Annotated in this window: 21 protein-coding genes and 1 pseudogene; 16 read left to right on the top strand and 6 right to left on the bottom strand. The window is 55.9% G+C overall.

Translation table 11 applies throughout. The annotated features are described in order from the left end of the window. Positions 1–249: 249 nt before the first annotated feature. Positions 250–996 carry an ankyrin repeat domain-containing protein gene (locus tag CUC53_RS03980; RefSeq protein WP_100292946.1) on the bottom strand — a complete coding sequence of 249 codons (747 nt, stop codon included), beginning with the start codon at positions 994–996 and terminating at the stop codon, positions 250–252. A gap of 745 nt (positions 997–1,741) precedes the next feature. Between CUC53_RS03980 and CUC53_RS03975 the strand changes: the two genes are divergently transcribed. From CUC53_RS03975 to tyrA, 15 genes are all read left to right on the top strand, one after another. Beyond that, positions 1,742–3,277: a TerC family protein gene (locus CUC53_RS03975; RefSeq protein ID WP_100292945.1), complete on the top strand. Its 1,536-nt coding sequence runs from the start codon at positions 1,742–1,744 to the stop codon at positions 3,275–3,277. A 177-nt stretch (positions 3,278–3,454) separates the two neighbouring features. After that, positions 3,455–4,132 (top strand): ribonuclease T, encoded by a 678-nt coding sequence (rnt, locus tag CUC53_RS03970; RefSeq protein ID WP_167386680.1) that lies wholly within the window; start codon positions 3,455–3,457, stop codon positions 4,130–4,132. 195 nt (positions 4,133–4,327) lie between these two features. Beyond that, positions 4,328–5,650 (top strand): Na+/H+ antiporter family protein, encoded by a 1,323-nt coding sequence (locus tag CUC53_RS03965; RefSeq protein WP_100292943.1) that lies wholly within the window; start codon positions 4,328–4,330, stop codon positions 5,648–5,650. A gap of 387 nt (positions 5,651–6,037) precedes the next feature. Then, entirely contained in the window at positions 6,038–6,388 is a 351-nt protein-coding gene (gene hinT / locus CUC53_RS03960; RefSeq protein WP_100292942.1) for a purine nucleoside phosphoramidase, read from the top strand. Further along, on the top strand, positions 6,388–7,836 hold the full coding sequence (locus tag CUC53_RS03955) for a COG3014 family protein (protein ID WP_167386679.1): 1,449 nt from the start codon (positions 6,388–6,390) through the stop codon (positions 7,834–7,836). The genes hinT and CUC53_RS03955 overlap by 1 nt, the downstream gene beginning before the upstream one ends. An 81-nt stretch (positions 7,837–7,917) precedes the next feature. Then, a complete protein-coding gene (locus CUC53_RS03950; protein ID WP_100292941.1) occupies positions 7,918–8,316 on the top strand; it encodes a YcfL family putative periplasmic lipoprotein in 399 nt (132 codons plus the stop codon). Then, on the top strand, positions 8,316–8,912 hold the full coding sequence (gene lpoB, locus CUC53_RS03945; protein WP_100292940.1) for a penicillin-binding protein activator LpoB: 597 nt from the start codon (positions 8,316–8,318) through the stop codon (positions 8,910–8,912). The genes CUC53_RS03950 and lpoB overlap by 1 nt, the downstream gene beginning before the upstream one ends. Next, the gene (locus CUC53_RS03940) at positions 8,902–9,744 is read left to right on the top strand and encodes a phosphotransferase (RefSeq protein ID WP_420808039.1); all 843 of its coding nucleotides are present in this window, start codon (positions 8,902–8,904) and stop codon (positions 9,742–9,744) included. Before lpoB ends, CUC53_RS03940 begins: the two co-directional genes overlap by 11 nt. Before the next feature lie 3 nt (positions 9,745–9,747). Then, positions 9,748–10,605, top strand: coding sequence for a DUF6279 family lipoprotein (locus tag CUC53_RS03935; RefSeq protein ID WP_100292939.1), 858 nt, complete (start codon positions 9,748–9,750; stop codon positions 10,603–10,605). A gap of 158 nt (positions 10,606–10,763) precedes the next feature. Continuing rightward, complete coding sequence (locus tag CUC53_RS03930) at positions 10,764–11,183, top strand: hypothetical protein (RefSeq protein ID WP_100292938.1); 420 nt, start codon at positions 10,764–10,766, stop codon at positions 11,181–11,183. Positions 11,184–11,364: 181 nt separating this feature from the next. After that, positions 11,365–13,167, top strand: a complete 1,803-nt coding sequence (gene secD / locus CUC53_RS03925; protein ID WP_100292937.1) for a protein translocase subunit SecD — start codon at positions 11,365–11,367, stop codon at positions 13,165–13,167. Positions 13,168–13,337: 170 nt separating this feature from the next. Then, positions 13,338–14,255, top strand: a complete 918-nt coding sequence (gene secF, locus CUC53_RS03920; protein WP_201796713.1) for a protein translocase subunit SecF — start codon at positions 13,338–13,340, stop codon at positions 14,253–14,255. Positions 14,256–14,506: 251 nt separating this feature from the next. Then, positions 14,507–15,781, top strand: a complete 1,275-nt coding sequence (gene glgC, locus CUC53_RS03915) for a glucose-1-phosphate adenylyltransferase (protein ID WP_100292936.1) — start codon at positions 14,507–14,509, stop codon at positions 15,779–15,781. Between the two features lie 347 nt (positions 15,782–16,128). Beyond that, positions 16,129–17,202, top strand: coding sequence for a 3-deoxy-7-phosphoheptulonate synthase (locus CUC53_RS03910; RefSeq protein WP_100292935.1), 1,074 nt, complete (start codon positions 16,129–16,131; stop codon positions 17,200–17,202). Positions 17,203–17,276: 74 nt separating this feature from the next. After that, the gene (gene tyrA, locus CUC53_RS03905; protein ID WP_100292934.1) at positions 17,277–18,404 is read left to right on the top strand and encodes a bifunctional chorismate mutase/prephenate dehydrogenase; all 1,128 of its coding nucleotides are present in this window, start codon (positions 17,277–17,279) and stop codon (positions 18,402–18,404) included. Between the two features lie 209 nt (positions 18,405–18,613). Here tyrA and CUC53_RS03900 read toward each other — a convergent pair whose 3' ends face one another. The 5 genes and pseudogenes from CUC53_RS03900 to CUC53_RS03880 all read right to left on the bottom strand — a co-directional run bounded on the left by CUC53_RS03900 (position 18,614) and on the right by CUC53_RS03880 (position 23,195). After that, positions 18,614–19,210 (bottom strand): cob(I)yrinic acid a,c-diamide adenosyltransferase, encoded by a 597-nt coding sequence (locus CUC53_RS03900; protein WP_100292933.1) that lies wholly within the window; start codon positions 19,208–19,210, stop codon positions 18,614–18,616. Continuing rightward, complete coding sequence (locus CUC53_RS03895; RefSeq protein ID WP_100292932.1) at positions 19,207–19,437, bottom strand: DUF3820 family protein; 231 nt, start codon at positions 19,435–19,437, stop codon at positions 19,207–19,209. Before CUC53_RS03895 ends, CUC53_RS03900 begins: the two co-directional genes overlap by 4 nt. A 1-nt stretch (position 19,438) precedes the next feature. After that, positions 19,439–20,110, bottom strand: a complete 672-nt coding sequence (gene queE, locus CUC53_RS03890; RefSeq protein WP_100292931.1) for a 7-carboxy-7-deazaguanine synthase QueE — start codon at positions 20,108–20,110, stop codon at positions 19,439–19,441. Between the two features lie 81 nt (positions 20,111–20,191). Continuing rightward, positions 20,192–20,957, bottom strand: a pseudogene (locus CUC53_RS03885) (IS5 family transposase). Between the two features lie 132 nt (positions 20,958–21,089). Further along, the gene (locus tag CUC53_RS03880) at positions 21,090–23,195 is read right to left on the bottom strand and encodes a TonB-dependent hemoglobin/transferrin/lactoferrin family receptor (RefSeq protein ID WP_100292930.1); all 2,106 of its coding nucleotides are present in this window, start codon (positions 23,193–23,195) and stop codon (positions 21,090–21,092) included. A 195-nt stretch (positions 23,196–23,390) separates the two neighbouring features. Here CUC53_RS03880 and CUC53_RS03875 point away from each other — a divergent pair, with 195 nt between their 5' ends. Beyond that, positions 23,391–24,356, top strand: a complete 966-nt coding sequence (locus CUC53_RS03875; protein WP_100292929.1) for a ChaN family lipoprotein — start codon at positions 23,391–23,393, stop codon at positions 24,354–24,356. The last annotated feature ends 30 nt before the right edge of the window (positions 24,357–24,386 follow it).

The following is a 24,386-nucleotide window of genomic DNA, read 5'->3' as shown; positions in this document are numbered from 1 at the left end:
TAAGTAATGAAAGTAAAATGAGAGGATATTGTAATCGTACTGACAGGTAATACCAGTAAAATCCACCATAAAAAGTGTATCCCCCAGTAGGGGCCCACACGCTCATTCAGCCGTGATTTATAAAAAACCCCAAGTAAACAGACTCCTTGGGGTTGTTGCCGTAAACAGCTTCATCACTCAATTCACATCACCTAGCCATTGCTCGGCAGAGTGATGTCCATGTCATGAACGCTTATCTAGACGATCGCATTAACAGGCAGGTTTACCGGTTTTAAAGTTCACCGCACCCGCATCTAGCAACACTTTCACCACCTCTAGGTCGGGGCTGCGAGAGCAAGCGTATGTCAGCGCATTGTGACTCTGGTCAAGGGGTTTACCCACATGATCAATTTTCGCACCTTGAGCAAGCAAATATTTCACGGTATCAACGCGGTTATTACTGGCAGCGACCATCAACAAGGTCTCACCGTCAGACTCAATCATGTTTACGCCATCTTTCATACTGCCGATAACCAGCGGGTATACTTTTTTAACAATATTAACGTTCTTACCTAATACAGCAGATTTCAATACGTTATAGACATCGGATTTATCTGTGGCGTAAAGATTCGCCCCCTTACCAATTAAATAATCAACGATATCTTCGTAGCCAATAAATGCAGCCCAGCCCAGAGCGGTTTGCTCTCGCGAACCAGTGTCTTTTGCTTCAATATTTTGCCCTGCAGCAACCATTTTCTTTACTTGCGCTAAATTGCCTTTCTTGACCGCATCAAACCATGCCGCATCAGCACCAACCGAGGGGATATAAAATACGCGGTGCGCCAAACGTGATGAATTGGCAATATCACGCATTTCAGCATAATCCAACCGATAATCTGCCAAGTTGAGTGGGTTGTTTTTATTGACCTGTTCGATTTTCAACTCTGCTGCATTGACCACGCCAGTAGTCATCAATGCGAGCAATCCAACTGAAAGTATTTTTTTAGTAACCAGCATATATAATCTCCGTTTGTTATAGCAAGGATTAGGAACCAATATAACTAACAAAGTAGTTAGCCATTTAAATATAACAGCAATTATCTACCTTTGTATTAAAACGTAAAAACAACAATTTTCCGGCAGAAAAATTACTATTAATCGAATATCAACACAAGCAGAACCACTATTATTTCAACCTAGTCAGACGATCAGCGGACGCAATCTACACCCAGCATTGCGATGAATAAGAATCAGATGGATATTGGCTGAACACCTGATGAATAACGTGCTAGCAAGCACCCGACTTAAATAAGCATGCCAGTAAAAAGTTATTTTACTGAAATGAGATAAATTGTATTTTGCGCTATATTCACCGCATACAACTAACGTTAATTAAATAACAAACGAACAACAACGCCAATCCAATAAAAATATTAATAACTCATTTTACGATCACCACACACACCGAAAATAAAGCAGGAACCATGTCTGAAAATATAATTGCGCCCCCCTTCGTCAATACCCTTTATACCGTGGTATCAGCCACGCTTGCCAAACGACGGCTAACCGCTATCATGGTGGCTCTTTTTCACTTGAGGTGTTATTGCCCATCATGGACTGTCCCCGACGTCGCTCTGCGTTGCTTCCCATCAGAATGTATCTTTTCTTGCTCAATCAGCGCCTCTGAATAACGCCATCCCTGTTCCTGCGGCCCTTCTATGCCGTGTTCACATCTGGCTTATTGAGTTATTGAGGTCATCCTATGGAATTGCTGCTAGACCCTCACATCTGGGTCGGTCTGTTTACCCTGATCATTTTGGAAATCGTACTGGGGATCGACAACCTGGTCTTTATCGCCATTTTGGTGAAAAAACTCCCCCCCGCACAACGAGACAAGGCCCGCATCATCGGCCTCTCCCTCGCGCTATTGATGCGCCTTGGTCTGCTCAGTGTGATGTCGTGGCTGGTCACACTCACCAGCCCTATCCTGCATCTTTGGGAGCACCCTTTTTCCGGTCGAGACCTCATCTTAATGGGGGGTGGCCTGTTCTTGCTGTTTAAAGCAACCTCTGAACTCCATGAAAGGCTCGAAGCCAAGCCCCATGACGATGGCCCCCTGGGTGCGTACGCCAGCTTTGGGGTGGTGATCGCCCAGATCCTGGTGCTGGATGCGGTCTTCTCACTGGACTCTATCATCACCGCTGTCGGCATGGTCGAGCAGCTCGGGGTGATGATGGCAGCCGTCACCATTGCCATGATCGTGATGGTGTTGGCCTCCAAGCCCCTGACCCGCTTTGTTAACGCCCACCCCACCGTGGTGGTGCTCTGTCTCAGTTTCTTGCTGATGATAGGTTTTAGCTTGGTGGCAGAAGGGTTTGGCTTCCACATTCCTAAAGGCTACCTCTACGCCGCCATTGGTTTCTCGGTATTGATTGAGTTTTTCAACCAACTCTCCCAGCGCAGTGCTCAGCGTCATGAAGCTAAACTGCCGCTGCGCGAGCGCACCACCGCCGCCATTTTCCGGTTAATGGGCAGTAAGGCTTATCAGCCACGAGAAGATGACGATCTGGATGCACCCACCGTCGCGCCACTCAGTTTTGGTGAAGAGGAGCGCTACATGGTGACGGGGGTACTATCACTGGCCGAGCGCTCGATCCGCACCATCATGACGCCACGCTCAGAGGTGGCGTGGATCGACATCAATGACCATGGTGATGCGATTCGTGCTCAGCTACAGCGCGAACCCCACAGCCTGTTCCCTATCTGTGACAGAGATCTGGACGAGGTGATCGGGGTAGTCAAGGCGCGCGATCTGCTGTTTGCCTTAAACGAGGGGCAATCACTGAGTGAGCTGGCCAAACAGAATGACCCCATCATCGTGCCGCAAACCATCAACGTGATTAAGCTCCTGGCGGAGCTGCGCAAGGCGAAAGGCAGCCTGATTTTGGTGGCTGACGAGTTTGGTGTGATTCAGGGGCTGGTTACCACCCACGATCTGCTGGAGGCCATTGTCGGCGAGCTCCCCGATGAGGATGAAACCCCGGATATCGTGCGCGAAGGAGCTGGCTGGCTCATCAATGGCAGCACCAACATCCACCATGTGGAGCAGGTGCTGGAGCACGAGGGGCTGGTGAGCGATAGCGATGAATACGTGACCCTTGCGGGCATGTTGCTCTCCCACTTCGGCTCTCTCCCGACCCTAGGCCAACAGCTGCAGTATCAGCAATTGTGCTTCGAGGTACTGGATGTGAGCGAGCGCCGGATCGAACGGGTACGGGTCACCCCCATCACCGGTTAATCCAACCGACTCACCATGAGGGCCAACAGGGCCCTCATGGTTGTTGTCCCCCCCGCCTAGTTGTGCCTATCGAGATTGGTTCACTGCGCTGCGATCTGCCATGACAGCATGGCGAGGCAGGACAAGCCTGCTCTTTTTTGCCATAATGCCGCCTCTTTTCACCCTGACCGAGATCCCATGACTGACGCTGTTGACACCCTCAAAGGCCGGTTTCGCGGTTTTTACCCCGTCGTCATCGATGTTGAAACCGCTGGGTTTAATGCCAAAACCGATGCCCTACTTGAAATCGCGGCTTACACGCTCCAGATGGATCAGCAGGGTTGGCTGGTGCCCGACCAGCTGTTTCATTTCCATGTGATGCCTTTTGAAGGGGCCAATTTAGAGCGCGCGGCGCTCGAGTTTACCGGCATTGATCCCTTCAACCCGTTGCGCGGTGCTGTCAGTGAAAAAGAGGCGCTCACCGAGATTTTCAAAGGCATCCGTAAAGGCATGAAGGAGAGCGACTGCAATCGCGCCATCATCGTGGCCCATAACGCCAACTTTGATCACAGCTTTGTCATGGCTGCGGCCGAACGAGCAGGGCTCAAGCGTAATCCGTTTCACCCCTTTGCGACCTTTGATACCGCAGCGCTCTCTGGCCTTGCCCTTGGTCAAACTGTACTGGCTAAAGCGTGCCAAAGCGCGCACATCCCGTTTGACAATAAAGAGGCACACTCAGCCTTGTACGATACAGAACGCACCACCTTGCTATTTTGTCATATCGTCAATCGCTGGAAGCGCCTCGGTGGATGGCCCCCTCCTCAAGTGGATAACGACTCACCCGCCGCTGCGGATGCCGCCCCCCCCTCACCCTGACAGGCGTGACAGTTATCCACCCAACAGGGCGGCCGACAGGCCGCCCTGTTCACTTTACAGCGCGCAGTGGGGTGCGTTGTCCACATTGGGATAAGTAGCGAATGTCCTGAATTTTCACTCGACTTTTGGTTCATTTTTCGCAAACTAGCAGGCTTTCACACGATATACGGCAACAATACTCTTTAAGGAAATCGAATGAATCCTGTTGTTATCGCGGTCGGGCTAATGCTAGTGCTCAGTCTGCTGCGGATAAATGTGGTGGTCTCGCTGGCCATTGGCGCCATCGTGGGCGGGCTCGTCGGTGGGCTTTCACTCTCTGAGACCCTCACCACCTTTAATGGTGGCTTGGGTGGCGGCGCCGAGATTGCCCTCTCTTATGCCATGCTAGGAGCCTTTGCCGTTGCCATTTCTCGCTCCGGTATCACCGACCTGCTGGCCCGTAAGGTGATAAGCCAGCTCGGTAAAGATGCTAGCAGCGCGCGCGTTTTGTGGGTGAAGAGTCTACTGCTAGGGTCAATCTTGGCCGTGGCTATCTCCTCCCAGAACCTGATCCCCGTTCATATCGCCTTTATCCCCATCTTGATCCCGCCGCTGTTACACGTTATGGCGCAGATGCAGATTGACCGCCGTCAGGTTGCTTGTGTCATCACTTTTGGCTTGACCGCAACCTATATGCTGCTGCCTGTCGGCTTTGGTGGCATCTTTTTGAACAATATTCTGGCCAAAAATCTGATTGATAACGGCGTCGCTGTCGAGCTCGGTCAGCTGCCGCTCGCCATGGCCATTCCGGTGGGGGGCATGGTGTTAGGATTGCTGGTTGCCGTCTTTATTAGCTACCGCAAGCCGCGCCAGTACGATCTGGCAAAAATTTTGGACGCGGAACCCGAAACCGTTGCACTTAATCTGACCCATATCTGGATTGCCTTGCTGGCCATTGGTGTGGCGTTGGGCCTGCAGCTCATGACCGACAGCATTGTGCTCGGGGCGCTCGCTGGCTTTGTGATCTTCACCTGCGGGGGGGTGATCAAGTTTCGTGAGAGTCAGGATGCCTTCACCCAAGGGGTGCGCATGATGTCGCTGATCGGTTTTATCATGATTTCAGCGGCAGGATTTACCGCCGTGATGAAAGCCACCCACGGGGTCGATAGCTTAGTTCAGTCCATCACCACCGTGATCGGCGACCAACAGGGGCTCGCGGCCTTTTTGATGCTGCTGGTTGGCCTGTTAATCACCATGGGGATCGGCTCATCCTTCTCTACCGTGCCAATCATTGCCACCATCTATGTGCCACTGTGCCTGCAATTGGGCTTCTCACCGATGGCGATCATCGCCCTAGTGGGCACCGCTGGCGCCCTCGGAGATGCGGGCTCTCCTGCGTCAGACTCGACCTTGGGCCCCACCTCTGGACTTAATGCCGATGGCCAACATGACCATATTTGGGACAGCGTGGTACCGACCTTTATTCACTACAACATCCCGCTGATGATATTTGGCTGGATTGCCGCCATGGTGCTGTAAAGCTCAACGCCCCATGCTGCCCAGTGATGCCAGTCAGGAACCTGACTGGCATTTTTTATCTTCCCCATCGGGCTTAGCTCGCTGAGCGGATACCCATCTTGAAGCGCCGCGTCGCTCATCCCTCTCTTTACGTCACGCGGTGCTATCGCGACGTGTCTTGACCTATTTCCCTATCACCGCCAGCTTAGGAACGCTGCCAGCGACCCGCCAAGGGTGATAAGATGCCAGCACGGTGATGCCAGTAACAACACACCGTCATCATCAGCAAGGTGGCGACATACGTGCAGCTGCGGTGAGGACACACGGTTAACGAGGGTGTGTCCGGCGCCTCGTAGGCACACGGTTTCGTCAACTGGTTTTCTCGTTCACGTTTTACAGGGGCATACCATGGCGCAAGAGACCATTTTCAGCAAAATTATCCGCAAAGAAATTCCTGCCGACATCCTTTATCAAGACGATCTGGTCACCGCATTCCGGGATATCCAACCCAAGGCCAACACCCATATTCTGATCATCCCCAATGTGCTGATCCCCACTGTCAATGACGTAGAAGCGGAGCACGAACTGGCCCTTGGCCGGATGTTCACCGTAGCCCGCAAGCTGGCCAGCGAGGCGGGCATCGCCGAAGATGGCTACCGCCTTATCATGAACTGCAACCGCCACGGCGGGCAGGAGGTCTACCACATCCACCTGCATCTGGTCGGTGGCCAGCCGCTGGGGCCGCTGCTCAGCCTGTAATGACTCGCCACGCCTCACACTGTCGCAGTGCCCTGTTGCTCTGCGGCGCCCTGCTGTTGCTGGGAGGCTGCGCCTCCCGCTGGCAGGATATATTCGTCTCCTACTCTGATCAGATGGTGCCCCTGCGCAACCAGCTGCTGCTGGGCCATGCCGCCGAGGCGCTGCCCGAGGTGCGCGACTCCGCCCTTGGCGATGACACCTTTGTCCTCGATCGGCTCGAACAGGGGCGCATTGCCTGGCTGGCGGGTCAGGATGCAGGCAGCAAGCAGGCGTTCAGCGCCGCCGACAGCCGCCTTGAGTGGGAAGCCGAGCAGGCCCAATACCGGCTGAGCCACGGGCTCGATCAGGTGGGCAGTCTGCTCAGCAACGATCAGTCGATGGCCTATCGTACTCCCGATTACGAGCGCACCATGCTGCACCACTATCTGGCCCTCAACTACCTGCAACGGGGAGATGCCGATGGCGCCCTGGTGGAGGTACGCCGCGCCAATCAGGTGCAGGAGCAGGCGCTCAAACGTCGGGCTGATGAGGTACGCAAGGCAAAAGACGAGAACGACGACACCGCAGCAGATCGTGATACCGAAGGGGAGATGCGCCAGCTGATGTCGCGCGGCGCACCGGATCTCGACCGGTTGATCGGCAAGGTCAAAAACGGTTTTCAGAACGCCTACACCTTCTATTTTTCCGCCGTGCTCTATGAGGCGGCCGGGGATCTCAACGATGCCTGGGTCGACTATCAGCGCGGCTACCAGATAGCGCCGGACAACCGCAGCCTGCAAGATGCCTTGCTGCGACTGGCACAGCTGCGTGGCGCACCGGACGAGATCCGCGCGACCGAGAAAAAGATAGGCCGCAAAGCGCCACCACCCACTAAAAATCAGGGCCAACTGGTGGTGCTGTTTGAAGATGGTTTGATCCCGGCGCGGCGAGAACTGTTCCTGCCGCTGCCCATCTCCACCTCTCGCGGCGATTTTCGCACCTTTACCGTTGCCATCCCCTATTACGATAATCGGGCCAGCGAAACTGGCCCGCTGACGGTGGAGGTCGGCAAGCGGGTCGAGCAGACCAGCGAGCTGGTGCGACTGGAAGCACTGGCCGCCAAAGATCTGCAAGAGCGACTGCCGGGGATGCTCACGCGCCAAGCGCTGCGACTGGTAGCCAAAGAGCAGCTGCGCCGCAGCGCCGCCAAAGAGGGGGGCGATGTAGGCAATATTCTGGTGGGGATCTTCAACACCCTCTCGGAGCGGGCCGATACCCGCAGCTGGCTGACGCTGCCAGCGCAGGCATCGAGCTGGCAGGGGATGCTGCCTGCGGGCGCTATCCAGCTTACGCTGGGCGCGGGGGCTGCGCAGCGGCAATTGCCGCTAACCATTAATAGCGGCCGCACCACCCTGGTCTGGGTGCAGCGCCTCGGCGCCGGTTTGACCACCCGGGTGATGCCGCTGTGAGCAGACGGCCAACGCAGATGAACGAGACGATTCACGGGCGAGCTCAAACGCTACCCCACTCACCCCATTAAGGAGAGCAAGATGAAAGCATACGGGTTGGCCCTCGGGCTCGCGCTACTGCTCAGCGGCTGCGCCACCAATACCTCCGGCATTGCGCTCTATGGCCCGGCGGGCGGCGCACCCACGCAGGAGCAGCACCAGAATGTCAATGTCACTCTGACTGAGCTGAGCCGCCGCCAGCAAAACGGCCTGCTACAGGTCAATGTGGCTGCCGCCAGCACCCAGCGCGGCGATAACAAGCTGCAATATATGTTCTATTGGTATGATGAGGCTGGTCAGGAGGTCGCCAGCGATGGCCGCGGCTGGACCCCCATCAAGCTGCATGGCTATCAAACCCGCACCCTCTCGGCCCTTGCGCCCAGCCCAGCGGCGCAGGGTTACCGGATTTACCTACGTGAAGTGATTGAGGAATCCAACTGATGAAAATGAATCATGCCCTACTGATCCTGACCGGCACCCTGCTGCTGGGGGGCTGCTCCAGCACCACCGTCAGCTATGGCGATCCTAGCGAAACCGAAACGGTCACCGTCGATTACGGCTCAAGCGATCTGCAGGCCATCGCTGACAAGATGGCGGACTCAATGCTCGCCTCCCCTGCTACCCGCGAGATCACCGCAGGCGGTCGGCCGGTGCTGTTTATGGACTCCATCCGCAACAAGACCGCCGAGCACATCGATACCGAAGCCATCACCGATACCATCCGCACCAAGTTGCTGCGAGCTGGCACCTTCCGCTTCGTCGACATGAGCAAGGTCGCGACCGTCAAACAGCAGCTCGAATACCAGCAGAGCAGCGGCATGGTGGACCCGGCCTCCATGGTGCGGCTGGGCAAGCAGACCGGTGCCCGCTACATGGTCTATGGCAACCTCAGCAGCATCGTCAAAGACAATGGCAAGGTGAAGGATGTTTACTACCAGATGACCATGAACCTGATGGATCTGCAAAACGGTGAACTGCTGTGGGCCGATCAGAAAGAGATCCGCAAACAGGCGAAAACGTCCACCTTTGGCTGGTAACGTGGCGCAAGATCCCGCCGTCCACGCCTTGTTGACAAGCCTGCCGCCACCTTGGCGGGACGGGACCTTAACCCCCATCATGGCGGGATTAACCAACCGCAACTATCGCCTGCGCCTCCCCTCGGGGCGCAGTTATTTTTTACGCCAAGGCCACCCACAGCCCCAGCGCTTAGGTATTGATCGGGCCACCGAATGGCAGCTCTACGAAGGGGCGATGGCCATGGGGCTCGCCCCCCCTTGCCACTATCAGGATCCGCTTGCCGACCTGCTGTTACTGACATGGTGCGATGAGCCAACGTGGCAGCAAGCCCCACCGCCACGCCCAGCACAACCGGCCCTGCTCGCCAGTGCCTTGCTCACGCTGCACCGCCTACCGTTACCCAAGGTGGTGATGGCGGTGCGGGCTCACGCCGCCGCCTATCGGGCGCGACTAACCGCCCCCCCCCACTGGTTGCCGGCGCTAGAACGCGGCGTATTGGCCAGCCATGAACCTAATAATGACTGGCGCCCTTGCCACCATGATCTCAATCCAGCTAACTTGATGGGAGGAAGGCCTTGGATTATTGATTGGGAGTATGGGGCCGCAGGCCACCCGGGGTTCGAGTTGGCAAGCATCCAACGCACCCATGGTTGGCAACCCAATGAACGAGAAGCGCTGGAAGCGCACTATCTGCAAGCACAACCTCGTCACCTGCGGATCCCATTTCAGAGCGAGGCTTTTTTACCCTGGGTCGACTACATCGCCCTGTTATGGGCCCTGCTGATGGCCGAGCAGCAACCACGCTGTGATTATCAACAGCTGATAGATAGCAATCGACAACGACTGGAGTAACCGATGACCACCACCCTGTCTTGGCGCCACCCGCGCACTTGGAGTTTGTTACTCATTAGCCTGCTGTTGGTGGGCTGTTCGACTCGTTTTATCTACTACTGGCTCGATACCGCCATCGCCTGGCAACTCGATGAGTATTTCTCGCTCTCCGCCTCGCAGAAAGGACTTCTTAATCAAGAGGTTAATGGCTTGATGGCATGGCACCGTCAGCACGAGCTACCTCGCTACGCCAGTGACCTCGATACCTTAGCCAAAGCCGTGGCAAGCCCGATGAGCCCGGCTCAGATCAGCACCAATCTGGATGCGGTTCAGCAGAGCCTGACCCGCACCTTGGAAAATACCATTCCACGAGCCGTGCGACTGGCCAGCACCTTGAGTGAGCAGCAAGTGGCACGTTTTATGGGTGATCGCATCAAACGTCAGCAAGAGCGCCAACAAGCCTTTAGCCAAGAGCCTAAAGCGAAACAGCTGGCGGAGTTTCGCGACAAGATGAACACACGACTCGAGTTCTGGATTGGTGAGGTCAAACCAGCGCAAGCGCCGCTGATTGCCCAGTGGGCCGAATGGCAATACGAATTGATGCCGCCGTGGCTTGAGTTTCAGGAAGCGTGGACCATGGAGCTAGACCAACTGATGAAGCAGCGCCAAAGCCCCGATTTTGCTCAAGCGCTGACGGCGCTGTTAGCCGAGGGGGACGGCCTCATGGATGGCCGTTTTACGGGGTATACCGAGCAGTCGCGCCAGCGCACCATTAATTGGCTGAGCGCCATGAGTCAATCGCTAGACATCAGCCAACGGGCCCATCTCTATAGCCTGCTCAAAGGGTATGCCAAGGATTTCCACGACATGACCCGCAGTTGACGCCACCATGAGGCGGCCCCATAGATAGCAAGAAGGGGATAGCACGCAGGTGGTTGGCAGTGTCTCATACTGCCTACCACCCCACGGGGCAGCATCATTTTTGATTCGTATCGGGATGTGTGGTATTTTCCACCACTCATTTTGATGGAAGTAGCGGTTTGCACCTAATCAAGCGGATTGCGTTAGTGCTGATAACGTTGGTTATCGCCCTCACCTTACTGGGTGCCAGCGTAAACATGGCTGACACCACGACGCCCGCCGGCACGCAAACTCACAGCCAGAGCCAGCTCGATACTCGCCATGACAACCTCGTCAAATTTATCGGCACGCAGCAACAGCACCTGTTACGGCTAGAGCAAGCACTACGCGGCGATAACCACGCCAACGATGCCCGCTATGAGCTGGTTCAGAGTTGGTTTAACCTGACGATCTTACAGCTGTTACTCGGCATGTTGCTGCTCATCCCCCTGCTGTATCACAAGCACTATTTTCGCGACTGTTTCGCCACCATCCATCGACGGCGTTTACAACGCCAGCATCTACAGTACCGTTTTAGCCAGCGCACCCTGACCGCCTAACTCGCTAGCGCGGGTTGGCAGGTGGCGATGGTTCACTCATCGGTTAACCCCCCCCCCCCTTTTATCTGATCGTTAGCCACTCATGGGTTCGAGTGGCCTAGCGCTGCTATTGACCGTCCTATTCTGAGGCGCGGGCGCTCGCTGAGCACCGCTACCTTCTCTTGTCAGAGGCTGTTTTGCCATGAGAAAAAAACGTTCTACTCCTCTTAATCGCATGAAGCGGTGGCAGTACGCATTGCTGCTATTGATGTTGTTGACCTTCACCTTTTACTCGCTCCCCTCCTTTTTCGGCGAGCAACCCGCAGTGGGGCTATATGGCCAGTACGGACTCACCGCCGCGCAGCAACAGCGCTTGGCCGATCACCAGATAACGCCACTTAAAGCCATACAGCAGCAAGATAAGCTGACGTTGGTGTTAGCTAACCAGCATCAGCAGCAACGGGCCAAACAGCTGCTGGAACAAGGTGATCTCGGCGACACCACCCTGACCTTGGAGTTTCACGCCAACGCCCCCAGCTGGATCACCCGCCTCGGCGCTGACCCTATTAAGCTGGGACTGGACCTGCGGGGCGGCTCCCAGCTGCTGATCGGGGTGGACGTCGATTTTGTCATCGACACCCAGACCAACAATCTCCTAGATACCCTGCGCAGCCGCTTTCGTGAAGCCAACCTGCGGGGTGCCACCATCATGCGTACCGCACAAGGCGCGCTGGCCGTGACCCTGCCGGTGGGCGCCGCACCGGATCGCTGGCTCGCCATCATCAACGAGAGTGCTGGTACCCGTCAGGATCAGTGGACGCTGATCCGCTCCGGCAATGAGCTGAAACTGGTACTGAGTGACGCTGAGCGCACCCTGCTGGTCAACAACGCCGTGACCCAAAACCTGTCGATCCTCAAGAAACGGATCAACGAGCTCGGCATCGTCGAAGCCTCGGTAGTCCGTCAGGGACAGGATGGTATCCGCATCGAACTGCCCGGCGTCCATAACCCCAAGCAGGCAAAAGAGGTGATCGGTGCCACCGCCTCGCTGGCCTTCTATGAAGCCAAAGCAGACAGCCACTTCTATATCGCCGATCGCAGCGGCCAGGCCATTGGCATGGCACGCAAGCCGGTACTGAGCGGCGAGCACATCGTCGATGCCCGCGCCAACATGGGCGAGATGGGCCAGCCTCAGGTCAATATCGTGCTCGACACCCTGGGTGGCAGCAAGATGAACCAGTTCAGCCGCCAGCATGTGGGCAAGCCGATGGCGACCGTCTTCACCGAATACAAGACCAATACCCAGGGCAAGCTGCGGGCCCAGAGCGAGGTGATCAACGTCGCCACCATCCAAACCGCCCTTGGCAACCAGTTCCGCATCACCGGCATTGGCACTGTGCCGGAGGCACAAGAGCTCGCCATGCTGCTGCGCGCCGGCGCCCTCACCGCCCCCCTCAGGATCCTGGAAGAGCGCTCCATTGGCCCAACGCTGGGGCAGCAGAATATCGAGGCCGGCGTCACCGCACTCGCTTTCGGCATGGCGGGCATGATGCTGTTTATGCTGGCTTGGTATCGCAAGTTCGGCTGGGTTGCCATCACGGCGCTGGTCGCCAACCTGTTGATGCAAGTCGGCATGCTGGCGATGCTGCCCGGCGCCGTGCTGACCCTACCGGGGATCGCCGGTCTAGTGCTGACGGTGGGCATGGCAGTGGATACCCATGTGCTGATCTTCGAGCGGATCAAGGATCGCCTGCGAGAAGGGGGCTCACTGGCCAATGCCATCGACTTTGGCTATCGGTCCGCATTTAGCACCATTTTTGATGCCAACATCACTACCCTCATCTGCGCCGTGGTGCTCTACGCCATCGGCTCAGGGCCGCTGCAGGGCTTCGCCATCACCCTCATTCTGGGTCTGCTCTCCAGCATGATCACCGGGATCTGGGGCACCCGCGCCATTATCAACCCCCTGTGGGGACGCAGCAACGAGCGCACGCTGAAGGTTTAACGGGACTGGCGTTTAACCAGACCCTCGTCCCTCTGAACAACGGCATTGGCAGCGCCATCGGCCATGGATATGGCGCCGTGGGCAGGCCAATGCCAACCCTTTTTATTCGACGTGGGGTGACACGTCGTGATGGGTCAACCGCCTGATGCGGGGTGGCCAAGGAGAACATTATGTTGAGAATGATCGTTGCCATGGGGCTGACCCGTTGGCGTTATATCGGCCTGTGGGCTTCCATCCTGCTGACCGTGGCCAGCGTGGCGATCTTGCTGGTAAACGGCCTGGCACTGGGGCTCGATTTTACCGGCGGGACCTTACTCGAATTTCAGATCCAGACCCTAAAAGAGGCCCATGAGCTCAATGCCATGTTAACTGCCCCGCTCGCTGGGGCCGTAGAGTTAAGTTCGGCGGGTGTGCCCGGTGAGTGGCTGATAAAACTCCCGCCCCAACAACTCCCGTGGGCGGCGGCCGATCTTGCCGCCATGCTCGGTCAACAGCTGGCCCTGCCCGTTGAGCTACTGCGCACCACCATGGTCGGCCCGCAGGTCGGGGCTGAGTTATTTGAGCAAGGTATGTTGGCCATCCTCGTCGCCTCACTCGCGATGTCGGCCTATCTGGCATTTCGCTTCGAGTGGCGTCAGGCCATCGGCATCCTGCTGTCGGTGGTCCACGACGCCATCGTGGCGCTGGGGCTGCTGTCACTCTTTCAGATCGAATTCGATCTGAACATCATCGCCGGTTTGATGGCAGTGATCGGCTACTCCCTCAACGACAGCATCGTCATCTCGGACCGGTTGCGGGATCTGCTGAGCTCGCGCACCCAGATGGGGATCCACGCGTGCTCTGATGTGGCCATCAAGGCGACCTTCAGCCGGACCATGATCACCTCGGGCACCACGCTTTTCACCGTGGGCGCCCTCTTGCTGTTTGGGGGGGAGGCGCTTTATGGCTTCGCCTTCACCCTGTTCGTCGGCATTGTCGTGGGCACGATCTCTTCCATTACCATCGCATCCACCGTGCAAGAGCTACTTGGATTAACCCCTGAGGCATATCGGCAAGCCATCAATACAGCGCCCGCCGACGCCGCATAGCCCTGCGTACGCCCTTAACGCCCCCTGTTCCCACGCGAGCAGGGGGGTAATATAGGCGACAAGTCAGTGCTGTGTTTTTGCAAAAAGTTGACGAGTGTCTACAAAAGATGCCACCCATTCATATTTCACCACCGCTATTAACAATAAAATTATTTAGTGACAGATTTCCGCTAAAAATGTGGTTGAAAGCCCTTTCTTGATGGGCTCAAAAGAGGCAACATGATTGGGATTTATCAACAAAGGGATAGAAAATGTTGTTACAACCTGCCAATACAGCAAAAGCCAGACAGTTGCTGAACGAGACCATGGCCTTGGTTCTCGCCGGAGGGCGGGGTAGTCGTCTTAAACAATTGACAGACAACCGAGCCAAACCCGCTGTCCATTTCGGCGGTAAATTCCGCATCATCGATTTCGTCCTCTCCAACTGCATCAATTCAGGCATTCGCCGAGTTGGGGTCGTAACGCAATACAAGTCCCACAGCCTGCTACGCCATCTCCAGTCAGGTTGGTCATTCTTACGCTACCAAATGAATGAATTTATCGACCTATTACCGGCCCAACAGCGGGTGGATGAAGTCAACTGGTATCGTGGCACGGCCGATGCGGTCTATCAGAATCTCGATATTATTCGCGATCACAGCCCCAAATATGTGGTAGTGCTGGCCGGCGATCACATCTACAAAATGGATTACGCCGCCATGCTGCTCGACCACGTCAATCTGGGCGCTAAGGTGACGGTCGCTTGTATTGAAGTCCCCCGCAGCGAAGCGAGCGCCTTTGGTGTGATGGCGGTAGACGGTGATAGAAAAATCAACGCATTCGTTGAAAAACCAGCCAATCCTCCGGCAATGCCAGGCAAGGCAGAAACATCGCTAGCCTCGATGGGGGTCTACATCTTTGATGCTGACTATCTCTACCAGCTGCTGGAAGAGGATCTCGCTAACGAGCAGTCTCATCATGACTTTGGCATGGATGTGATCCCACGGGTGGTCAGAGAAGGCGCCGCATTTGCCCATCCATTTGGCATGTCCTGCGTCGGCTGCAGCGCTGATAAGCGTCCCTACTGGCGTGATGTGGGCACGGTGGACTCCTTCTGGGAGGCCAACATGGATCTTGCCTCGGTTACCCCAGAGCTCGATATCTATGATCAGGAATGGCCGATTTGGACCAGCCAAAACATGACCCCGCCCGCCAAATTCGTGCAAGATCGTAATGGCCAGCATGGCATGACCATCAACTCCATGTTTTCTGGGGGCACCATTGTCAGCGGTTCGTTCATTCTAAGCTCGGTACTGTTTACTAACGTCCGAGTCGACTCGTTTTGTACCTTGGATCAAGCGGTCATTTTCCCAGGGGTCGAAATCGGTGCCGGCTGCCGACTACGCCGGGTCGTTGTCGATAAGGGCTGTGTTCTACCTGAAGGGCTGGTCGTGGGTGAGAACGCGGCAGAAGATGCCCGCCGCTTCTATCGCTCCGAGCAAGGCATTGTGCTCGTCACCAAAGAGATGCTCGCCAAGCTCAAATAACCCCCCGCTACACCCAGAAAAAGGAGCTATATAGCTCCTTTTTTATTCACTGATGCTCATTGGTAACCTAGCCCGTGTCAGCTCACCTAGTTAGCAACCCCATACAGGGTGTAACAATAAAATTACACAATACATCGATATCCTGTCGTACCCCTCGCTATCTTATGATACCAAACTATACAAAATCATGTTTTTATCTGCTAAAAGTGGCTAAAACAGCGGGTTTCGCTTGATTGTTTGCTTTTCCTTGGTAAGGTGAGCCCGATTGCGTAACAAAACCTTGAATGACGTAAACAATAATTTACACTCAGCATATCGAGCTGACAGAGCGTAGAGAGAGCAAAAAGATGCAAAAAGACCCGTTAAACAACATCCACATCCAATCTGAACAAGTGATGATCACCCCCGCCCAGCTCAAGGAGAAATTACCCATTTCCGATCATGCGCTGGCGTTTGTGCAACGGGCCCGCAATACCATCGCCGATATTATTCATCGCCGCGATCACCGCTTACTGGTGATCTGTGGCCCCTGCTCCATTCACGACATGGACGCTGCCAAAGAGTACGCAACCCGACTCAAGGCACTGCATGATGCCTACCAAGACTCTCTCTACATTGTCATGCGGGTCTACTTTGAAAAACCACGTACCACGGTTGGCTGGAAAGGCTTTATCAATGACCCCAATCTCGATGGCACCTTCGATGTCGAACTGGGGCTGCATCGCGCCCGTGAACTCCTCTGCACTTTGGCTGAGCTAGAGCTGCCACTGGCCACAGAAGCGCTCGATCCCATCAGCCCACAATACTTGGCTGAGCTCTTCTCCTGGTCTGCCATTGGCGCTCGTACTACCGAATCACAGACCCACCGGGAGATGGCTTCCGGCCTCTCGATGCCGGTTGGCTTTAAGAACGGCACCGACGGTAATCTGGGCACCGCCATCAATGCGCTGCAGTCGGCCTCCTCGCCTCACGCCTTTATGGGGATCAACCAGCAAGGGCAAGTGGCCCTCCTGCAAACCCAAGGTAATCCAGATGGTCATGTGATCTTGCGCGGTGGCAAGCACCCTAACTACGACTCGGTTAACGTCTCGCTGGCTGAGGAAGCGTTGGAAAAAGCGGGGCTGCTACCGAGCTTGGTGGTCGATTGCAGCCATGGTAATTCCAGCAAGGATCACCGTCTGCAACCCAAAGTGGCCGATAACGTGATCCACCAGATTTTGGAAGGTAATCAATCCATTATTGGGGTAATGCTGGAATCCAACCTGGGCGAAGGTAACCAGTCCAGCGAGCAGCCTAAATCGCAAATGCGCTATGGGGTTTCTATCACCGATGCGTGCATCGACTGGGACACCACCGCCACACTATTGGCCCGCTGCCACGCTCAACTGACCGCACCACTGCGAGACAGAACCCCAGCGTAAGCCGTGGTATCTTATGGGCAATCACTCATTGAACAACGGAGCGCCGCCGCCAGCGGCGCTAGCAAGGATCGGATATGGCAGCAGAGTTAAACGCGCTGAGGGATAAGATTGATGCGGTCGACAAGCAGCTCATTGACTTGCTTGCCGCTCGTTTAGCCCTCGTGGCAGAGGTCGGTGAAGTCAAAAGCAAGCATGGCCTGCCGATCTATGCCCCCGAGCGAGAAGCTAATATGCTGGCGCGCCGCCGAGCAGAGGCGCAGGCGCTAGGCGTACCTGGGGATCTTATCGAAGATGTGCTGCGGCGCATCATGCGTGAGTCCTACACCAGTGAGAAAGAGACTGGCTTCAAGTGCATCAACCCCACCCTCGGCAAGGTGGTGATTATCGGCGGACAAGGCCAACTGGGCCGAGTGTTTGGCCATATGTTTAGCCTGTCCGGCTATCAGGTCGACACCTTGGAGCAGGCCGACTGGCCACGGGCCGATGCGATTTTGGCGGGGGCTGGATTGGTGATGGTGGCGGTCCCTATCGACATCACCTGCCAGATCATTGACCAGCTCAGTACCCTGCCGGCCCACTGTCTGTTGGTTGATGTCACCAGTGTCAAAAGCGAACCGCTGGCCCACATGCTGGCCACCCATTCAGGGCCAGTCTTGGGGCTGCACCCCATGTTTGGCCCCGATGTCGCCAGCTTGGCAAAACAGGTCATCGTCTGCTGCCAAGGGCGTGATGCTGGCGCCAGCCAATGGTTACTCGATCAGATGACCATTTGGGGCGCTCGGTTGCAACATGTGGACGCCAGCGCCCACGATGAGGCGATGACCTTGATTCAAGCGCTGCGCCACTTCGCCACTTTTGCTTATGGATGGCACCTCTGCCAAGAGCAAGCGAATGTGGAACGGTTACTCAATCTGAGCTCCCCCATCTATCGCCTAGAGCTGGCCATGGTCGGGCGGCTATTTGCCCAAGATCCTCACCTTTATGCCGACATTATCTTATCGTCGTCACAGAATCTGGCGATGATCCGTCGCTACTATCAGAATTTTGGGGACGTGCTCGGCTTACTGGAACAGGGAGATAAGGCTGGCTTTATTGCCGCCTTTGAACGGGTCTCTGAGTTCTTTGGTGACTATGCGACCCAGTTTCTGCGCGAGAGTCGCAGCCTATTGGCGCAAGCCAATGATCGGCGCCAACACAGCTAGCCTGTGGTCTGATTGATCCTTAATAACCCCCCGAGCGCGGGCGACCTAGCCGCCCGCGCTCGGTTTATGGGTACTGGTTGCTATCGCGCTTAGCCAAACAGGGGTGATATTTGGTCAATGGCGAAGCACGTTGCTAGCTCGGTTATCCATCCGCCCCACTCAGCGGCCATCCCCACTCATCGACCATCAATGCGCTTGCCCTGTCATTATCAGGTAGGTTCATCTGTCACCCGCGTTTGACTGAGCGGACGATCTGCGGCTTTTACCCACAACACCTCTGGCGTGTCGGCTTTGCGTAGTAAGTAACGGGCAATGGTAAAAAACAGGTCACTCAACCGATTGAGATACGGGAGTGCAGCCGGATTGACCACCTCGGCTTGGCTTAAGGTCATCAGCAACCGCTCGCAGTAGCGCACCTGAGTACGCACTACATGCGCTTGGGCCGCCGCCCGCGAGCCACCTGGTAAGATAAAGTTACGCAGCGCTGGCAGCTGGGCACTGTAGTCATCAATCTGCTGCTCTAGCCGCGTCGTCCACTCGCTTTTTACTTGCCATATCCCCTCCTGTTGCGCGGCACTGGAAAACGCCAATTCCCCTCCCAGATCAAACAGCTCCTGTTGCAACAGCTGCATATCAGCCAACAACCCCGTCTCGTGGGGTGGGATATCGGCAATCAACAAGCCAATTTGTGCATTGAGCGCATCAATGTGACCATAAGTTTCCACCCGCAAATGATCCTTCGCTAACTGGATGCCATCTGCCAAGCGGGTTAATCCTTTATCTCCTTGCCGGGTATAAATTCTCATTCTGACATCCTGTTAATGATGGGGATCACCATGGGGGTTAACCCATTGAGCTTGATTTCATAAGCCAAGGCCAACGTCTGACCCAATGCCCCTGCGGCAAAACCACTGCGGGCTAACCATACCAGGTAGGGTTCAGGGAGATCGATGATCCGCCGCCCCCGATACTTGCCATAAAGCATAGGACGCGCCAAGGTCAACAAGAGCTGAGGGTCTGCTGGGGCCGCCATCTCACGCTATCTCCAGATATTTATGGGTTTGGATTGAGAGCCGCCAATTGCGCGCAATGCAGGTCGCTATCGCCAACTGAGTGGCGCGTGGTTTCTGACTAATAGGCTGCAGCGCGATCACCACCTCTGGGCGCAGTGTCGCACTGGCCAACAGGGTATCCAGCTCTGCAATATGGTGCTCGGTTGCCACCGGATGCTTGATCTCATTGGCCCGCTCCAACGCCGAGATCAGCACAGGCAGACCCCCTTTCATGCCAATCTTGGGGGAAACCGTCACCCAAGCCTGCTCATGGGCCTTGATCTCGCTGGTACCACTGGTTTCAATCTGCACCTGATAGCCCGCTGCCAGCAACACCGCGCAGAGCTCGTGCAGATCATAGAGGCAAGGCTCGCCACCGGTGATCACCACATGGCGTGCCTGATAACCCAGCGCTTGAAACTGAGACAAGATCTGGGTGCTGGTTAAGGCACTCCAGCAATCAGACTCATTAGAACGGTTTAGCACGGCCTGCGCGGCAACCTGCCGTGCCGGATCAACCTCCCAAGTATGACGAGTATCACACCAGGGGCACCCGACCGGGCAACCTTGCAGACGAACGAAAATAGCGGGTTGGCCAGTAAAACAGCCCTCCCCCTGAATGGTTTGAAATATCTCGTTGATGGGGTAATCCATTTGGGCCTAGGCTCGTTACCAAAAGTCGCGGATTATACCGCAAAGGATGGCAAGACGCAGAGTCAACTCATAGGGCTGTCATCATAAGATAGCGGCCCACAAGCACACGCTGCGCAGACACTACCACGACAAACAAACTGGTGTTTTAGGCATATCTTGTCGCAATTGTTCGCCATTGTTTCAGATGAAGGAAGGCGTTTTCCACCAGATACCTAGCCTTGTACAGTTCCAAATCATGTTCTCGCGCCTCCCTACGATGACGTTTAGAAGGGATGACAGGCTCCATTCCCTTGGCGCGAACAACCTCTATCAACGCATTCGCATCATATCCCCTTGTCTGCCAATAGATGCGCAACCTCCCTGCCGTCAATCAAGGAGCTTGCTTGCGTACAATCTGCGGTCGTACCCGATGTAATGAGGCATTTTATCGGCATGCCATGTCCGTCGACTATCAAATGGAGCTTGCTGTTTAGCCCCCTTTGGTGACCCCCATATCCTGATTACCCCCTTGAGCGCCACTGGCATGGGGATGAACCTTGATATGACTGGCGTCAATCATCAGCCATTCGCAATCAGGTTCTCTTATCAGACGTTCTTGAAGGCGAGCCCATATTCCCTTGTCGCGCCAACGACAAAAGCGGCGATGGGTGTTTTTCCAGTCGCCGTAATCAGAGGGCAAGTCTCGCCAAGGAGCCCCTGTGCGTAAGATCCAAAAAACAGCGTTAATAAACAATCGATTATCACGAGCCACACGGCCCCATTGACCTTTTTGTCCCAAGAGATGAGGTTCGAGTAAGGCCCAGACACGGTCTGACATATCGTGGCGGCGGTGAGCGGGTGTTGACATGGTGCGATGATTTTTACGTTAAAGGGGTAGCTATTTTACTGAATTTAATCAGCTCAAGACGCCAACCCCTAATGCGCATACCCATTCATCTTGCACCCAGTACTACTGAACGGTTCCACGAGTGCTCTCTCTTTAGAAGAGGTATTTGACCCGCGCACTCAGGTTGCGGCCAGGTTCAGTCATCAGGCTGTTATCGGAGCCCTCGGCACGACCGGCGATGCGCTCGTAGCTGGTGTACTCCTTGTCAAACAGGTTGAAGACCCCGACGTTAAGCTGCAGATCGGTCATCGGTTTGAACTGGGCGTACGTATCCACCACACCCCAACCGGCGCTCTTCACGTAATCATTGCCTTTAGCATCCTTGCGCACCTTATCCATGTCATTGGCAAAGCGCAGTGCGGTGTTAACGTTCCAGCTGGACTGTTCCAGACGCACACCGACTGAGCCGTTGAGTGGGCTCAGGCTGTTGAGGTAATTGCCATCTCCATCCTTGCCTTCGATGTAGGCGAGGTTGCCCCAGACGTTGACGATGTCATTGAGCCAGTAATCCACCTTGGCTTCGACCCCTTTGGTGGTCGCCTTGCTCAGGTTCTGGTACTGGTAGACGGCGGTTCTCCCCTCTTTGCCCACTTCCACCATTTCGATGAAGTCGTCGAACTTGTTGTAGAAGCTGGCTACTTCATAGCTGACGCCGTTGCTGCTGCCACGCACGCCAAGATCGATGCCGTTGCTGCTCTCCGGGTTGAGGTTCGGGTTGGGCTCGATGCGATAGCCGTACGCCTGATGATTCAGGGTGGCGAAGGCGCTGTCATACATGGGGGCCTTGAAGCCGTGGCTGTACTGGGCAAACAGGTTGGCCGCCTCGTGGGCCTTGAACACCAGACCCAGCTTAGGTGACAGCTCCCCTTCCGAGAACTTGTGCAGCTTGTCGCCTGTGTAGGCAGGGTCGTTGTCCGGAGTCATCCGGTAATAGTCATAACGGGCACCCGGGGTCAGCACCCAGCGCTCACCAAACTTGATCTCGTCAAAGGCCCACAGGGCGCCGCGTTCGCTGGTGGTGGCCGGGAAGCTCAACTCGTTGTAGCCGACAAAATCACCGGGAATCGTCGGCCCCTTGTAACGGGTTCGCTCGTTGTCGGTGTGCTCGTATTCAGCGCCCCAGGCCAGACGATGGTTAGCGACCGCCTTGTGGAACTGCAGCTGGACGCCGATGTTCTTTTGATCGAACACGTTATGATCCAGCGAGTTTTTGGTCACGAAAGGGTTGCTGAGGCTGACCGGATACTTGGATGAGGCGTACTGATCCAGCGTCTGCTTGGTGCGGGCGAAGTAGACCTTGGTATCCATCCGATCGGCCCAGCTTTGATTGAGCGCGATACCGTGATCCAGCACCAGCGACAGATTGTCGGTCTGCTTGTCGGTGATGGGCTGATCGAACACGCGGGCGGTGCCGGTACCGACCTTGTTGAGCTTGACTGCATCCGGCTCCTCGCCATCGGTCAGGTAGTCGACGGTCAGCTTGAGGAACTGCTCATCAGAGAGGTTCCACTTGCTCTTGAGCAGCAGGGCGTGGGTGCCGATATCAAAGTCGCTCTTGCTGGAGTCGACATTCTGAGTCACACCGCCATCGCGCCAGGTGTAGCGCAGCAGGTTCTCAACTTCGCCGGTGCGCAGGGCGCCGGTAAAGCCCGCCATCTTCTGGTGGCTGCTGGAGGCGTAACCACTGGTCATATCCAGATAGCTATCCTTGCCTTTGAGGAAGTCGCTGGCATCCTTGGTGGTGATGGCAATCACGCCACCCAGCGCATCGGAGCCGTAAGCAGCAGATGCAGGCCCCTTGGCCACTTCCACCTGCTTGATCATGTCGGTATCAAAGTAGCTCTGGCCGACACCGCCCATACTGTAGGCATCGTTCTGACGCACGCCGTCGCGCACTACCTTGACCCGGTTTTCACTCATGCCACGGATGACGAAGGTCTGCGCATCCCCCTGACCGCCGATCACGGTCACACCGGGTACGTAGCGGAACAGGTCGGCAACATTGGTGACAACCTGCTCTTCAATCTGCTTGGCGGTGATCACCGAGATGGGGCTGGAGACATCTTCCAGCTTTTGCTCCATCCGTGAGCCGCTGACGACCACAACTTCATCCGCCTTCTGAGTGGCAGCAAAGACCTGGGAGGAGAGACCGGCCGCCACGGCGAGGGCAACCAGAGAGAGTGCGTTATGATGGGTCACAGCGAATCCTTATTGAGAACTGTTATCAAACAGGCCGCATATTACCCAGCTCTCGATAAATATCAATAGAAATAGAAATCATTCTCATTTTGTTTTGAGCTGAATTGGTTTTACACTATCGCCGTGTGTTGTCCTTATTCTGTGTTAGCCCCCCCGAGATGCACCGGCATCCGGGCATATCCGCCGTGAGATCCCATGATGAGACGACTTTCCCTGCTCGCCCTGCTGCTGACAGCCTGTGCCACCCCCACCCAGCCGATCATGTCATCACAGTTGCAAACGCTCTATGACTACCGACTGAGCAGTGATAGAGATGCAGACCTGACGCTGGAGCAGGCGATCGCGCGCATTGCCGATGCCGACATCATTCTGGTGGGTGAGTTGCACAGCCATCCCGCCGTGCATCTGTTGCAATCGCAGTTGCTGAGTGGGCTCTACACCGCAGGTCAGCTGCACGGACGGCCATTGGCCCTCTCCATGGAGCAGTTCAGCCGCGCCGATCAGAAGACGCTGGATGCCTATCTGGCGGACCAGATTGGTGAAGCGGCCTTGATCCGCGAAGGCAACGCCTGGCCCAACTATCCGAGCGACTACCGCCCGCTGGTGGAGTTTGCCAAGGCACACCGGATGCCGGTGATCGCCGCCAACGCCCCCAAGTCGCTGGTGAGCTGTGTCGGTCAGGAGGGGGCTGAGTGGCTCGACAAACTGCCAGCCGCACGTCGCAGCCAGCTGGCCCGTCAGCTGACGCTGGGGGATGATCCCTATCGCCAGAAATTTATGACCTCCATGCACCACGGCGATGCCGACAGCAACGCCCGCCGCTTCGCCGCCCAGACCAGCTGGGATGACACCATGGCCGAGAGCATGGTGGATTATCTCGCCAAGCACCCGAGCCAGCAGATCATGCATATCGCCGGAAACTTCCACGTCGAGGGGGGACTTGGGATCGCCAGTCGCATCGCCAGCCGCAATCCGGCACTCAAGGTGGCGCTGGTCGTGCCCCGTACAGATGAGACCTCTATTGCAGATCGCGCAGCCGATGTGCAGGTAACCATCATGCCGCTGCCTAAGCGCTGGCAAAACAGTGACGAGATGAAGCAAGATATGGGCGCGCTGCATCAATCCCGCAGTCGTGACTGCAGCCAGTGGCGGCAACCCTAATCTTCGAGGAAACGGCGGGTAAAATATGGA

The sequence above is a fragment of the Aeromonas cavernicola genome (assembly GCF_002795305.1).
Lineage (GTDB): Bacteria > Pseudomonadota > Gammaproteobacteria > Enterobacterales > Aeromonadaceae > Aeromonas > Aeromonas cavernicola.
This window is presented reverse-complemented; position numbering and strand designations above follow the sequence as displayed.

Coding starts and splice junctions, on each gene's coding strand:
- CUC53_RS03900 (WP_100292933.1), bottom strand. CDS start 19,210: ATGAGAATTTATACCCGGCAAGGAGATAAAGGATTAACCCGCTTGGCA.
- CUC53_RS03955 (WP_167386679.1), top strand. CDS start 6,388: ATGACTCGCCACGCCTCACACTGTCGCAGTGCCCTGTTGCTCTGCGGC.
- queE (WP_100292931.1), bottom strand. CDS start 20,110: ATGGATTACCCCATCAACGAGATATTTCAAACCATTCAGGGGGAGGGC.
- tyrA (WP_100292934.1), top strand. CDS start 17,277: ATGGCAGCAGAGTTAAACGCGCTGAGGGATAAGATTGATGCGGTCGAC.
- secD (WP_100292937.1), top strand. CDS start 11,365: ATGAGAAAAAAACGTTCTACTCCTCTTAATCGCATGAAGCGGTGGCAG.
- lpoB (WP_100292940.1), top strand. CDS start 8,316: ATGAAAATGAATCATGCCCTACTGATCCTGACCGGCACCCTGCTGCTG.
- CUC53_RS03910 (WP_100292935.1), top strand. CDS start 16,129: ATGCAAAAAGACCCGTTAAACAACATCCACATCCAATCTGAACAAGTG.
- CUC53_RS03975 (WP_100292945.1), top strand. CDS start 1,742: ATGGAATTGCTGCTAGACCCTCACATCTGGGTCGGTCTGTTTACCCTG.
- CUC53_RS03935 (WP_100292939.1), top strand. CDS start 9,748: ATGACCACCACCCTGTCTTGGCGCCACCCGCGCACTTGGAGTTTGTTA.
- CUC53_RS03980 (WP_100292946.1), bottom strand. CDS start 996: ATGCTGGTTACTAAAAAAATACTTTCAGTTGGATTGCTCGCATTGATG.
- CUC53_RS03895 (WP_100292932.1), bottom strand. CDS start 19,437: ATGGCGGCCCCAGCAGACCCTCAGCTCTTGTTGACCTTGGCGCGTCCT.
- rnt (WP_167386680.1), top strand. CDS start 3,455: ATGACTGACGCTGTTGACACCCTCAAAGGCCGGTTTCGCGGTTTTTAC.
- CUC53_RS03875 (WP_100292929.1), top strand. CDS start 23,391: ATGATGAGACGACTTTCCCTGCTCGCCCTGCTGCTGACAGCCTGTGCC.
- glgC (WP_100292936.1), top strand. CDS start 14,507: ATGTTGTTACAACCTGCCAATACAGCAAAAGCCAGACAGTTGCTGAAC.
- secF (WP_201796713.1), top strand. CDS start 13,338: ATGTTGAGAATGATCGTTGCCATGGGGCTGACCCGTTGGCGTTATATC.
- CUC53_RS03965 (WP_100292943.1), top strand. CDS start 4,328: ATGAATCCTGTTGTTATCGCGGTCGGGCTAATGCTAGTGCTCAGTCTG.
- CUC53_RS03950 (WP_100292941.1), top strand. CDS start 7,918: ATGAAAGCATACGGGTTGGCCCTCGGGCTCGCGCTACTGCTCAGCGGC.
- hinT (WP_100292942.1), top strand. CDS start 6,038: ATGGCGCAAGAGACCATTTTCAGCAAAATTATCCGCAAAGAAATTCCT.